At 62.3% G+C, this 13,538-nt stretch carries 11 protein-coding genes; 8 read left to right on the top strand and 3 right to left on the bottom strand.

The window, feature by feature from the left end:
* Positions 1–40: 40 nt before the first annotated feature.
* Positions 41–616 (top strand): shikimate kinase, encoded by a 576-nt coding sequence (locus R2834_23585; protein ID MEZ4703332.1) that lies wholly within the window; start codon positions 41–43, stop codon positions 614–616.
* 4 nt (positions 617–620) lie between these two features.
* On the opposite strand, the gene R2834_23590 is transcribed toward R2834_23585, so the two are convergent.
* Positions 621–1,226 carry a ribonuclease HII gene (locus tag R2834_23590; GenBank protein ID MEZ4703333.1) on the bottom strand — a complete coding sequence of 202 codons (606 nt, stop codon included), beginning with the start codon at positions 1,224–1,226 and terminating at the stop codon, positions 621–623.
* 69 nt (positions 1,227–1,295) lie between these two features.
* On the opposite strand from R2834_23590, the gene R2834_23595 reads away from it, so the two are divergent.
* On the top strand, positions 1,296–2,402 hold the full coding sequence (locus R2834_23595) for a Gfo/Idh/MocA family oxidoreductase (GenBank protein MEZ4703334.1): 1,107 nt from the start codon (positions 1,296–1,298) through the stop codon (positions 2,400–2,402).
* Between the two features lie 381 nt (positions 2,403–2,783).
* On the top strand, positions 2,784–3,446 hold the full coding sequence (locus R2834_23600; protein MEZ4703335.1) for a TorF family putative porin: 663 nt from the start codon (positions 2,784–2,786) through the stop codon (positions 3,444–3,446).
* A gap of 278 nt (positions 3,447–3,724) precedes the next feature.
* Here the strand turns inward: R2834_23600 and murF are convergent, their stop codons facing one another.
* Complete coding sequence (murF, locus tag R2834_23605; GenBank protein ID MEZ4703336.1) at positions 3,725–5,365, bottom strand: UDP-N-acetylmuramoyl-tripeptide--D-alanyl-D-alanine ligase; 1,641 nt, start codon at positions 5,363–5,365, stop codon at positions 3,725–3,727.
* Positions 5,366–5,380: 15 nt separating this feature from the next.
* A complete protein-coding gene (locus tag R2834_23610) occupies positions 5,381–6,184 on the bottom strand; it encodes an alpha/beta fold hydrolase (protein MEZ4703337.1) in 804 nt (267 codons plus the stop codon).
* Between the two features lie 361 nt (positions 6,185–6,545).
* Here R2834_23610 and rho point away from each other — a divergent pair, with 361 nt between their 5' ends.
* From rho to R2834_23635, 5 genes are all read left to right on the top strand, one after another.
* Positions 6,546–7,655, top strand: coding sequence for a transcription termination factor Rho (gene rho / locus R2834_23615; GenBank protein ID MEZ4703338.1), 1,110 nt, complete (start codon positions 6,546–6,548; stop codon positions 7,653–7,655).
* A 394-nt stretch (positions 7,656–8,049) separates the two neighbouring features.
* Complete coding sequence (locus R2834_23620; protein MEZ4703339.1) at positions 8,050–8,688, top strand: TetR/AcrR family transcriptional regulator; 639 nt, start codon at positions 8,050–8,052, stop codon at positions 8,686–8,688.
* A 38-nt stretch (positions 8,689–8,726) separates the two neighbouring features.
* Positions 8,727–10,361 (top strand): TolC family protein, encoded by a 1,635-nt coding sequence (locus R2834_23625; GenBank protein ID MEZ4703340.1) that lies wholly within the window; start codon positions 8,727–8,729, stop codon positions 10,359–10,361.
* Positions 10,362–10,410: 49 nt separating this feature from the next.
* Entirely contained in the window at positions 10,411–11,571 is a 1,161-nt protein-coding gene (locus R2834_23630; GenBank protein ID MEZ4703341.1) for an efflux RND transporter periplasmic adaptor subunit, read from the top strand.
* Between the two features lie 57 nt (positions 11,572–11,628).
* Positions 11,629–13,538, top strand: a 1,910-nt coding sequence (locus R2834_23635) for an efflux RND transporter permease subunit (GenBank protein ID MEZ4703342.1), incomplete at its 3' end; no start/stop codon positions are given.

A 13,538-nucleotide genomic window follows, 5' to 3' on the forward strand; every position in this document is an offset into this window, starting at 1 on the left:
ACGCGTTGGCACAATCTTGCGGCGAAACGGAGAGATTCCCATGAACCAGGCGACCACGGACTCCATCCCCTACCTGCGGATCTATCTGACGGGCTTCATGGGGAGCGGGAAAAGCACGCTCGGCGCCGCGCTCGCCGACCGCCTGGGCTACGCGTTTCTCGATCTCGACCAGGAAATCGTGCGGCGGATCGAGATGCCCATCGCGGAATACTTCCAGACGCATGGCGAGGTGCGGTTCCGCCGGCTGGAGACCTCGCTGCTCCACGAAACGCAGGCCGAAGAACGCGTGGTGGTGGCGGTGGGCGGCGGCGCGCTGGTGTCCGAGGCCAATCTGGCGTTTGCGCGGGAGCAGGGGCTTGTCGTTTACCTGATGGTCGATCAGGGAGAGATCATCCGCCGCCTTCGGGCCGAACAACATTCGCGGCCGATGCTCCTGGATGACGCGGGCCACTTGCTGCCGGAAAAGCGGGTCGAAGAGCGCATCGCCCGTCTGTTTGCCGCTCGCGAGCCGTATTACCACCGCGCGCACCTGTCGGTCGACCTGAGTGGATTGTCGGTCGACGCCGCCGGCGAGCGGCTCAGGGCGGAGATCGAGGCCTACGCGCGTCGGCACTGACCGCTCACAGCGATCGCGCGAGTTTGAAGCTCTGGCGGTGGTGGGGCGTCGGCCCCTGCCGTTCCAGCGCCGCGTAGTGCTCGGCGGTGGGGTAGCCGGCGTTATGGCTCCAGCCGTAGCCGGGGTGCCGGGCGTCGAGATCGCGCATGAGGCGGTCGCGCACGGTTTTGGCGATGATGGACGCCGCCGCGATGCATTGCGAGAGGGTGTCGCCTTTTACGATCGGCCGGGTTGGCCAGGGCGAATCCGGGATGGTGTGGTTGCCGTCGATGAGCACGATGTCCGGGGTGACGGCGAGGTCGGCGGTGGCGCGCCGCATCGCTTCCATGGACGCCCACAGGATGTTGAGCCGGTCGATTTCTTCCGGGGAGCAGATGCCCACGCCGATGGCTACCGCGGCGCGGCGGATGACGAGGGCGATGGATTCCCGTCGTTCGGGCGAGAGTTGTTTGCTGTCGCGGACGGAGGGCAGGTCGAGATCGGGCGGCAGGACCACGGAGGCGGCGACCACCGGGCCGGCCAGACAGCCCCGGCCGGCTTCATCCACGCCGGCCACATGGAGGCATCCCTGCGCCCAGTACATCTTTTCTATGTCAAGAGATGGACTAATCGCTCCCTGTGCCGTTTTTTCTGGAGTAGAACCGAACGCTATCACGCATCATTCAGGAGGAGCTAGTATATGGCGAAGAAAGTTAACGTCGCAATCATCGGTCTTGGCTTTGGCGCGGAGTTCATCCCCATCTATAAACGACACCCGAATGCCGAGTGCTACGCGATCTGTCAGCGGAACGAGGCCAAAATGAACGAAATCGGCGATGCCTTTGGCATCGACGTTCGCTATACGGATTACGAATCGGTGCTGGCCGACCCCAATATCGACGCCGTGCACATCAATACCCCGATCGCGGTCCACGGCAAGATGAGCATCCAGGCGCTCAAGGCCGGCAAACATACCGCGTGTACGGTGCCCATGGCGACGACCGTCGAAGAGTGCCTCCAGATCGTGGAAGCCCGGCAGGCGAGCGGCAAACACTACATGATGATGGAGACGGCGGTCTATACCCGCGAATTCCTGTACGCGAAGGAATTGCTCGACTCCGGCAAACTGGGCCAGCTCCAGTTCCTGCGCGGCTCGCATCAGCAGAACATGGGGCTGCCGGGATGGCCGGGTTACTGGTACGGTTTTCCGCCGATGCACTATGCGACGCACGCCGTGAGCCCGCTGCTCGCGCTGGCGGGCACGACCGTCGACGAAGTCGTCTGCTTCGGTTCCGGGAAGATCCAGGACGAGTACATCCCGCTGTACGGATCGCCGTTCGCGGTCGAGTCGTCGCTCATGAAGCTGCACGATTCGGACCTTGCCTGCGAGGTGACCCGGTCCCTGTTCAATACGATTCGTCAGTATCGGGAGAGTTTCGACGTGTACGGCACGCAGAGCTCCTTCGAATGGGAGCAGCTCTTCGAGGAGGGGATGGTGCTCTTCTCGGGCTTCGAGGATGCCGAACGGGTCAAGGTCCCCGATTACGGGCATCTCCTGCCGAAGGAAATCCAGTCGTTCACCCAGGCCGGCGTGTACGACGAGGAGCATGAACATACGTCGTTCATCCAGGGCAGCGGTCACGGCGGGTCCCACCCGCATCTGGCGAATGAGTTCATCCAGGCCATCGTCGAGGGGCGGCCGCCCATGCCCGACGCGGCCACGTCCGCCAACTGGACCATGGCCGGCATCTGCGCGCACGACTCCGCCATGAAGGGCGGCGTACGCATCTCCGTGCCGAGCATCTGAACGGCCGGCGTGTGCGAACACGGAACGAGGGTCCGGGGCAACGCTCCGGACCCTTTTTGTTTTTTACGGCGCTGCGGCGACACCTGCACCAAGCCTGTCGATGGAAGAAATAGCGCGTCTATTTCAGGGTGCTTCCCCGGAAAAACATGAATTTGTTTGAATAAATGGAAGAGGAAGCGCTTCCTTGACTAAAAATAGCTAGCAATAGCAGATCATTTGTTTATTTATTTCGGCACCGACAGTAGATTACCCTTACAAACAAACCAGGGTAGCTCCGGTGATGCCCTGAACCACCCCGTAGAAGGCGTCATTCGCAACCCCCAACCAACCGACAAGCACATGAAAGCCACGCGTCTTGTACTTACGTTACTCGCTGTTCTTATGCTCGTAGGCCCTCGCCTGGCCGACGCCCAGTCATTCAGCCTGGGAGCCGACTTCGTTAGCCGATATGTATGGCGCGGCGTCGATTTCGGTGAATCGCTGAGCACGCAGCCCTCCCTCGAGTTCAGCGCCGGCGCGTTTACCATCGGGTCCTGGGCCTCCTATTCCATCTCGGCCTCCGGGGCCTACGCGAACGAACACGATCTATATGCGAGCGTCGCCCTCGGCCCGATCACGGTGGGCATCACCGATTATTACTTCCCGTTCCCCGAGGCATCGGAAGAGGGGCTCGACTTCTTCAACTACGACGACGGCGGGGCGCACTATCTGGAATTGAATGTGGGCGCCGGCGGGACGGACTCGTTTCCGCTCTCGGTTTCGGCCAACATCTTCTTCCACAACGACGATGACAATTCCGTCTACGTCCAGCTCGATTATCCCTTTACCGTGCAGGATGTGGACCTCGGCGTCACGGCCGCCTTCGTGCCGATGGAGAGTGCCTTCTACGGCACATCGAATTTCGGATTTGTCAATCTGGGGCTGACCGGTTCGCGGGAGATCAAGATCACCGATTCGTTTTCGCTGCCGGTGTTCGTCTCCTACATCATCAACCCCACGCCGGACGCGGCGCGCAGCTTCCTGGTGTTCGGGTTCAGCCTCTGACCCCGATACAGGCAGACCTGCTCGACGTTTTGACCGGGTAATGGCTCCTGCATCGCCCCGATGCATTGCGACGCGCCCATTACCCGATGCAGGGTGAGGGCACGCAGGACGATCGATCGAGAACACCGTTTCGGGCACAAATCCGGCATCCTGGATCCCGCATCCGGGCATCGATACGCTGTCCTGCCTGACGTCGCTTCCTGATTCTTGCCGGGCCAGCAAGGGTACACGACGCGTGGTGTCGCTTCCGTACGGGAGGGGCGCCACGCGTCGGTCGTTTAGCGGGCGTTGTACTGATCGGGGAGATCGTTCTCGAAGAGCACCGTGTCGCCCTGCTGTAGATGGGTGTCGAGATACGTCCGCGCGTCGAAAAACGAGTCGAAGACGAGGATGCGGTCCTCGGGAAACTGTTTGCCGCGCAGGCCTTCCTGGATGGGGCGGGTTTGTTCTCGGCCGATCAGCAACGCGAGGTCCGCGTGGCCGGCGATGCATTCGCCCAGGATCCGGTTTTCTTCCTCCTGGCGCGGCCCGAGCTCGACCATTCCGGGGGTCACGATGGCGCGCTTTCCTCCGGTGAAGGCGCCGAGCACCTCCACCGCATGCCGCGCCCCGACCGGGTTGGCGTTGAACGCATCGTCGATGATCGTGTAGGTGCCCGTCCGCCGCAGCTGGAGCCGATGTTCGATCGGTTCGAGACGGGCGACGGCGTGGGCGATCTGCCTCAGACGGAGTCCGTATTGCCGGCCCACCGCCACGCCCAGCAGGATGTTGAGGACGTTGTGTTTCCCGAGCAATCTGGCCGAGAACGCATGCTCGGCGCCCGTTTCGTCGCGGACGGTGAAGGAGACGCCATCCGGTCCGTACGCGATGTCGTGTGCGGCGATGTCCGCGCCGGCCGCGCCCTCGGTCGAAACGCGCCACACCTTGCCCGGCGCGCGCGACGCCATCGCCTCGACCCGCGGGTCGTCGGCGTTGAGCACCGACACGCCGCCCGGCTTGAGGCCCTCGAGCAGGTCGCCTTTTTCGAGGGCGATGGCCTCGATGCTCCCCATCGTTTCGAGGTGCGCCGGCCCGACGGCCGTCACGATGCCCAGGTCGGGCGCGGCGATCTGGCATAACTCGCGGATGTCTCCCCGGTAACGCATGCCCATTTCAAGGACGAGCATCTGATGTTCGGGCTTCAGCTGGTTGTTGACGACCAGGCAGATGCCCATCGGTGTGTTGTACGAACCGGGTGTCGCCAGCACGTTGAACCGCTGGCGAAGGATCTCCGCCACGATAAATTTGACGCTGGTTTTGCCGTACGACCCCGTGACGGCGATCACCTGGAGATCCTGCCGGTTCTTCAACGTGTCCTGCGCCTGCTTCTTGAACCGGTTCTGCAGGGCGCGCTCCACGGGCAGCATGATATAGGCGCCCAGCAGCACCCAGAGCGGCGCGAGCAGGTCGGCGATGAGCCAGCCGCCGAGGTAGACGGGTAGGTAGACGGGGAGGCGGGTGCCCGGGGCGCTCGTCCATGCGACGATCCCGCCGGCGAGCACGGGAAGCAGCCCCAGGCCGATCGCGGCGCCGGCCAGGCGTTTCATGCGCGCCGTGAACACGATCGGTTTTTTGACCTGAAATCCCTGATAATGACGGGACGAGGCGAACGCGATCGACCAGCCCAGCGCGACGATGCTTTGCGCGCCGGCGCCCGGAAACAGCGCGGATGCGGCGAGCAGGACGGCGCCGAGGCCGTGCGACACGCGAATGAGGCTTCGCACCCGCGCGGACAGCCAGGCGGCGAAGCGGGGCGGCTTGTACGTTTCCAGCTGCATCATGTGCAGGAAGAAGCGCAACCGCTGCCACGCTCGCCACGCGGCGGTCAGGCTGGCGACCAGGATGAGGCCGTAGAGTAGAAACGACAACGTGGCATCCATGAGGGAGGGGGGCGATCAGACCGTGGCGTGCCGGGGCTCGAGGTGGCGGGAAAGCGCCTCGGCAACGGGCGCAGGCTGGTCGATATAGCCGTAGTGCCCCGCTCCCGGGAGTTCGATTAGTTGAGCGCCGCGTACGCCGGCGACGAGGGTATGCATCTGCTTGCGGGATATCGCATCGTCGCCCGTGCCCCAGAGCACGATCGTGGGCGCCTCGATGCGCGCCAGCCGATCCTCGAGATAACAGTTCGCTGTTTTAACGAACGTTTCCCGCATGACACCGGTGAGCTGGCGGAAATCGGACGAACCGAGGAGGGGCCAGATCCAGGTGTGGCGAAGCCAGTCCATGCCGGTGGCGCGCAGCCTGCCCGGCAAGAGACGGATCGGGAGTTTGAGTGCGCGCGCGATGCCTGAACGCACATAATAGGACACGCTCCGGGTGGGACGGGTGCCCGACGGGCTGATCAGGGCGAGGCTGGCCACATACCGCGCCAGATCCGGATCACTGGCCATGTAGAGTGCGATGCGTCCGCCGTTCGAGTGGCCGACGATATGGACGCGCTCGAGCCCTTCCCGGTCGAGGAAAGCCGCCACCAGGCGCGCGTATTCCGGGACGCCCCAGGGTTCGGGCGGGGGCGGGGTGAGCCCATGACCGGGCAGGTCGATGGCCAGGACGCGGTACGATGGGGCGAGCATGTGCGCGATCGGGCGCATCAGGGCGGCGCTGCTTCCCCATCCATGCAGCAGGAGAACGACATCAGCATGGGCCGGCCCGCTCGTCTCAACGTGCAGGCGGGGCACCCAGGCACTCGGGTCGGTCATGGAAATCGGACTAGGTGTATATCATCGGCCGGCGGGCGTACCGGAAACCATCTGCCGTGGGCAACGTTCCAATCGCCAGTTTTTGTTGCTTATCCTGTTTTCTAAAGGAGCCTGTCGACCCACGTACGTGCACCCACCGGTGAGTACGGCAAGCCTCCTGAAGGCGCGGCCCGAGGGTAGCGAATGGCGCAGATGCGGGTCGTTGCGCGTGGATTCCATGTTGCGAGGGTGGCCTCGTGACGCCTGGCCGTGTCGGCCTGGCAAGGTCCCGATTACTGATTGGTATACAATTGGCCTGATCCAATCTGGTTGGAGTGTGGGCCAACTTTCACTTTGTGTGACTAGATCCAGTTAACCGTTTATGGGAGAGATACCGTTCCGTGGTATACTTGAGCTGATTGGCGACAAGAAGTTTGGGTTCATCCGAGAATTGCGGCCCGAGCTGCCGAAAGGAGAGAACGACGCGTTTGCCCCTCCGCCTCTGATTCGCAAACTCAATTTGCGCGATGGCGTCATCCTCGAAGGCACCCTGCGTCCGGGTCGTAAGGGCGACCTGCAGGTAGAAAAAGTGACCTCCGTCATGGGCGTCAGTCCGGAAGAATGGGCACGCACCCGTGATTTCGAGACGGGATCGATCATCTATCCCGACGAGAAGCTGAATCTGGTCACGGGGCCGACGGATTTCTCGATGCGGGCGGTCGACCTGGCCGCTCCGATCGGAAAGGGGCAGCGCGCCCTGATCGTGGCGCCTCCTCGCACCGGAAAAACGATCCTGCTCAAGCAGATCGCCGCATCGATCACGAAGAATCATCCGGAGGTGTCGCTCGTGGCCCTGCTGGTCGACGAGCGCCCGGAAGAAGTGACGGATTTCCGTCGTTCCACCTCGGCGATGGTGTTCGCCTCCTCAAACGATCGGGAAGCCGATAACCACGTGCGCGTGTCGACGCTGTCGCTCGAGTACGCCAAGCGGCTCGTCGAACTGAAGCGGGACGTCGTGCTGCTGCTCGACTCCCTCACCCGTCTCGGGCGCAACTTCAACCTGTGGGTCGACGGCAGCGGGCGAACGCTTTCCGGCGGTCTGGATTCGCGCGCGATGACCATCCCGCGCAAGATCTTTGGCGCCGCCCGCAACATCGAAAGCGGGGGCTCGCTCACCATCATCGCCACCGCGCTGATCGAAACGGGCAGCCGGATGGATGAAGTCATCTTCGAGGAATTCAAGGGGACGGGCAATGCCGAGATCGTGCTGGATCGGCAGATGGCCGACAAGCGGATCTATCCGGCGATCAACCTGCGGAAAAGCGGAACGCGAAACGAAGAGCTGCTGCTCGGGGATCAGGTGGCGCAGCATCACAAGCTGTTCCGCGCGCTCAACAGCCGGCCGCCCATCGAGGCGATGCAGGCTTTGCTCCGGCATTTCCAGCAGATTCCGACCAACGAGCGGCTCCTGAACGAACTGATTCCGAATTGATTCGAGTCGTTTCCATCCGCAACGATCGGTATCCAAAAACCGCCTGCCGCCTTCGAGTCGCAGGCGGTTTTTTTGTGCGGCCGGATGATCGATAAGGTTTTTTATATTTAAGGATATGGCCAGTTATGTGTTAAGTATTAAGGTTAAGATTGTATTAACTTAAAATAAGTATTGACAAGTCGCCGTATTGTCTGTATTATTCAGTGCGTTTGGTTGAATCTCCTCTGGTTGCAAAGGGCGCCCGGCTCCTCAAAAGAGCCGGGCGCTTTTTTATGGGCCCGGCCGGCGGACTCTTTACCGTTTCTTAATGCGCGGGGTGAATCTCTGTCCCGGTGTTGACGTACTGGTCAAAATCTGACTGATGAGTCACTTTTTTATCGAGAGCCGAGCCACCATGGAGGTACCTACATCCCGACGTGCACGCGAGCGCCGGTTGCGCCGTGAGGCGATACTTGCCGCCGCGCGTGCCGAATTTGCCGAAAAAGGCTTTGGGCGGGCCAAGTTGGACGACATCGCCCGCCGCGCCGAATTCGGAAAAGGAACCCTCTACAATTATTTCGAGGGCGGGAAGGAAGGGATGCTGCTCGCCATATTCGATGCCTTTTACGACGACATGGAGCAGCTCGTCGAGGCATCGTTCCGGCCGGTTCGCGAAAAAGAGAAAACGTTTCGTCAGGGGCTCTATGACTATACGTTGTCATGCCTGACGTTTTATCTACACGACAAGGAGCTTTTTCTGATTCTCGTCAAGGAAGCACACCGGATGTGTTTTGGCGAGCATGAAGAACACGCCTGTTATTTCCGGAAGCAGCAGGAGCGGGTCGTCAATGCCCTTACGATGCCGATCCAGCTGGCCATTGATGCGGGCCACGTCCGTCCAATCGACGCGAAGGCGGCCGCGCACATGATTCAGGGAAATATCCAGGGGTTGCAGGTACACCTGTTGCTGGCGGACGGTCTGGATCGCGCGTCGTCACCGGAATCCGCCGCCGGCTTCCTGACTCATCTCCTCATGGACGGTCTCAGCCTGTAAGCGGGGCTTGTCTTTACCTCATAAATCGCTTCGATTCTATGTCATACCCACGTATGCACGTGCTACGCGTGGTTGCGCTGATGCTGGTCGCCGGCGCGACAGGTGTTCTCCCTTCCGTTGCGCAGCCGGCCCTTCAGCCGGCCTCGGTCGCCGCCCAGGAAGTGGCGCTCTCGCTCGACGAGGCCCTGCAGATCGCCTACATAAACAATTACGCCATGCGGGATGCCCGCCTCGGCGTCGATGAAGCCCGCGCCCAGGTCAAGGAAGGCTACGGCCGCCTCTACCCGCAGGTCGATGTCAGCGGCAGCTACACCCGAAATCTGAAAAGCGCCAACCCGTTCTCGGGTAGCTCGGCGGGCAACCTGTTTTCGTCGCTCGGCTTTGTCGACTGGCTGGCGTACAACGAACGCGCCCGCACGGACGACGATGCCGGCACCGATCCGCTGACCTTCACGGATTTCTTCGATCGCCAGCAGGACGGACTGGACCGCGCCGGCATCTCGCTCGGCGGCGGGAGCAATCCGTTTTTCGTCCCCAACCAGTACGTCTCGGGCATCACCATCTCGCAGCCCATTTTCGACTTCAGCGCCTTCATCGCCGTTCGCGGCGCCTCGCGGTATCTGCAGACGAGCCGCGAGTACGGGCTCAAGCGGCAGGAGCAGGTGCTGATCGACGACGTCCGCGCCGCCTTCTACCAGGCGTTGCTCGCGCAGGAATCGGTCGACGTGGCGCGCGAAAGCGTATCGCGGACGAGCAGCTCCCTGCAAGAAATCGCCCGGCAGGTCTCGCAGGGCGTCACGCCCAAATTCCAGCGTCTGAGTATGGAGGTGGAGCTGGCGAACCTGGAAACGGCCTACCTGCAAACGCAGAACCAGGCGCAGAATGCGTTCGATCAGCTCAAGATGGTGATCGGGATCCCCGTCGATCAGCCCGTGCGGCTCGTGGGCGAGCTGCGGGCCGCCTCGTATGGCGACTTCCAGACCGTGTCGATGGACGATGCGGTGCTGCTGGCCATCGAACACCGGCCCGACCTGGAGCAGGTCAAGCAGGACATCAAGCTGCAGCAGATCAACGCCCGCGTGACGCGGAGCGGTTACCTCCCCACGCTGAGCGCGTTCGCAAACCTGAATTACATCGGCAACGTCCCGAGCAACCGGACCTATGTGATCACGGATCCCAACGACCCCTTCACGTTCACGCAGGGACAGAATACGTATTTCAGCAAAGGCTACTGGAATCCGGCGGTCAGCGTCGGGGTGCAGTTGCGGTGGCGGATTTTTGACGGGTTCCAGACGAAGTATCGGGCCCAGCAGATTCAGATCGCCGCGGATCGGATGGATGTACAGCTCGAGCAGCGGGTGCAGGGGCTGCGTCAGGAAGTAGCCATGGCGCTGCGCAACCTGGAGGCCGCCCGTCTGCAAATCGCCAGCCAGGAGCGCAACATCGAGCGGGCCGAGCTGAACTACGCGTTTGCAGAGAAGCGGCTCGGGGAAGGCGTCGCGACGCCGCTCGAGGTGCGGACGGCTTCCGATCAGCTCGATCAGAGCCGGCTCAACCATCTGCAGGCCATCCATGACTACTTGCGGGCGCGTAGCGCCTTCGAAACCGCCGTCGGCATGCCGCTCGCCGACTCCGCGGAACTGAACCTCGCGGCCGCCCGACTTCACGAGTGAATTCCGGCCTCACTGATTCATGCGTTTGTTTACGAGATTCATGCGACCTATGACACGTCCGTTTTTTACGTATAAGTTCGTTCCCGTCATCACCCTGGCGCTGATCGCGGTGTTTGCGTTCGGCTGCGCCGGCGATCAGGCCGGCGAGGAGTCGGCCGCGTCCGGCGCCATCACCGCCGTGCGCAGCACGCGGATCGAAACCCTCGTCGTTTCGCCGACCTCCTTCGAGGATGTGATCGAGATCAACGGGGCCGTCGAGGCAACCAACGACGCCGTGCTTTCGGCCCAGGCCGTCGGTTCGCTGATCTACCGCGCCGAGCGCGGCGCGTACATCCCGCGCGGCGGGGTGGTGGCGCGCATCGACTCGACGTTGCTGCACGCCGCCTTCCTGCAGGCGCAGGCGCAATACGATGTCGCGAAAGCACAGCACAACCTGGCGAAGGACACCTACGATCGCCAGACGCCGCTCTTCCAGGATTCGATCATCAGCGCCAACGAGTACGAGCAGGTGCGCACCCAGTTCGCGCAGGCCGCCGCCCAGATGCGGCAGGCCGAGGCGGGTCTGGCGCAAATCCGGGAGCAGCTGGATAACACGCGCGTCGTCGCGCCGTTCAGCGGCCTCGTGGAGGACTACATGGCCGAGCTGGGCGAACAGGTGATGACCGGGACGCCGATCGTGCGCATCGTCAATACGCAATCCGTGAAGATCGCCGCCGGCGTGCCCGAACGGTATGCGAACGACATCGCGAAAGGCACGCGCGTGGATGTGGCGCTCGACCAGTACGGCGGCCAGCGGTTTACCGCCGAGGTCAGCTTTGTCGGCAGCGCCATCGATCCGGACAGCCGCACGTTCCCGATCGAGATCCGTGTCGACAACGCCGAGCGGCTGCTCAAGCCGGCGATGAGCCTGCGCCTGTACGTGACACGCAACGTCCTGAAAGACGTGCTGGTCGTGCCGCAGAACGCCGTGCTGCTCGACGAATCGGGCTACGGGGCGTTTGTCGTCGAGCGCGAAGGCAACCTGCGCATCGCGCGTCGCCGCGAAGTGGAGCTGGGGTCGTCGTACGGCGGGTACGTCGTGGTGACGAAAGGCGTCGCGGCCGGCGAGGAAGTCGTGATCCTGGGCCAGCAAAACCTGACCGAGGGCGACGCCGTGGAGGTCGTCAACAGCACGACGAGTACAACAACGCGGCTGACTTCGGCCGAATAGCGAAGCACCCGAGATCACCCACGAAATCAGCCGGCGTCGTTTACCGGAATCATACGTATGCGAATAACCGACCTAGCCATACAATACCGCACCAGCATTCTGGTGCTGACCGCGCTCCTGACCTTTGGCGGCATCCTGAGCTACAAGACGATCCCGAAGGAAGCGCAGCCGTCGATCGAAATCCCGCAGATCGTGGTTACGACGGTGTATCCCGGAGCGAGTCCGGACGACATCGAATCCCTCGTGACGCAGCGGATCGAGCAGGAAGTCCAGGGCATCAACGGCATCAAGGAGATCCGTTCGTCGTCGACCGAGGGCGTTTCGACGGTGATCGTGGAGTTCGATCCGGATGTGTCGATCGACGACGCGTTCCAGAAGATGCGCGACAAGGTCGACATCGCGAAGGCGGAGCTGCCCACCGAAACGGAGGAGCCGCTCGTCAGCGAGATCGACACGCAGCAGATGCCGATCATGACCATCAACCTGGCCGCCGGCTACTCGCTCGCGCGCCTCAAGGAGGTGGCCGAGGATCTTCGGGACGAGATCGAGACCATCCCGAGCGTGCTCAACGTCGACGTGATCGGCGGGCTCGAGCGGGAAGTCCAGATCAACGTGGACCTCAATGCGCTCAAGGCCTACAACCTGACGTTCTCGGACGTGGTCAAGACCATCCAGGAGGAGAATACGAATATCCCGGGCGGCTCGATCGACGTCGACCGCGCGAACTACCTGGTCCGCGTCAACGGGGAGATCGAAACGCCCGACGAGTTGAACAACCTCGTCGTCAAGGCCCCGGGCGACATGCCGATTTACGTGCGCGATCTGGCCGACGTCAAGTTCGGCTTCAAGGATCGCAGCTCGTATTCGCGTCTGGAAGTGTATCAGCAGGAAAACGAGGAAGGCGAGTTCGAGCCGTTGTCCGACGAGGAGTTGTCCACGCTCCAGGTGGTCAGCCTCAGCGTCAAAAAGCGCTCGGGGGCCAATATTCTGGATACGGTCGCGAACATCGACGAAACGATGGAGACGTTTCCCTTCCCCGCCGGGACGGAGTATGTGATCACCGGCGACATGAGCGTCTACGTGAAGACGATGCTCAAGGACCTGGAAAACAACATCATCAGCGGTCTGATCTTCGTCGTGGCCGTGCTGCTGTTTTTCCTGGGCGTACGGAACGCGTTCCTCGTGGGCATCGCGATCCCGCTCTCGATGTTCATCTCGTTCATCCTGTTTCAGACGCTCGGCTACACGCTGAACTTCATCATCCTGTTCAGCCTCATTATCGCGCTGGGGATGCTCGTCGACAACGCGATCGTGATCATCGAAAACATCTACCGATACCGGGAGATGGGTCACTCGCGCTTCGAGTCGGCCCGGCTCGGCACGGGTGAGGTGGGCGCGGCGGTGGTGGCCTCGACGGCAACGACGGTTGCGGCATTTGCCCCGATGCTCTTCTGGCCCGGCTTGATCGGCGAGTTCATGAGCTACCTGCCGCTGACCCTGATCGTGACGCTGATCAGTTCGCTGTTTGTGGCCATCGTCATCAACCCGGTCATCACGGGCATCTTTGCGCGGCTGGAAAACGAGGAATCGCCGCCGATGCGTCGTGCGTCACGGATTGCGGCTACGGTTCTCGTGATCCTCACGGGCGTGGTGATCGGCATCGCAAACTGGAAGACGCTCGTCGTGCTGGGGGTGAGCATCCCGACCCTGATGATTCTGCATCGGCGCGTGTTCAAGCCGATCGGCGATCGCTTCGTCGCGACGGGGCTGCCGCGTCTGATGAGCCGCTATCGGGCCTTTCTTGAATGGATGCTGCATCGAGACTACAGCGCGAAGCGCTCCATGCTGCGGAATACGTTCGCCCTGGGCTCTTTCACGTTGGGCGTGCTGTTGCTGACGCTGGGCGCCATCGTGGGCGCGCTCGCCGGCGACCTCGCCGGCCAGATCCTGCTGGTGCCGGGCGGCCT

It is taken from the genome of Rhodothermales bacterium (assembly GCA_041391505.1).
Taxonomy (GTDB): domain Bacteria; phylum Bacteroidota; class Rhodothermia; order Rhodothermales; family JAHQVL01; genus JAWKNW01.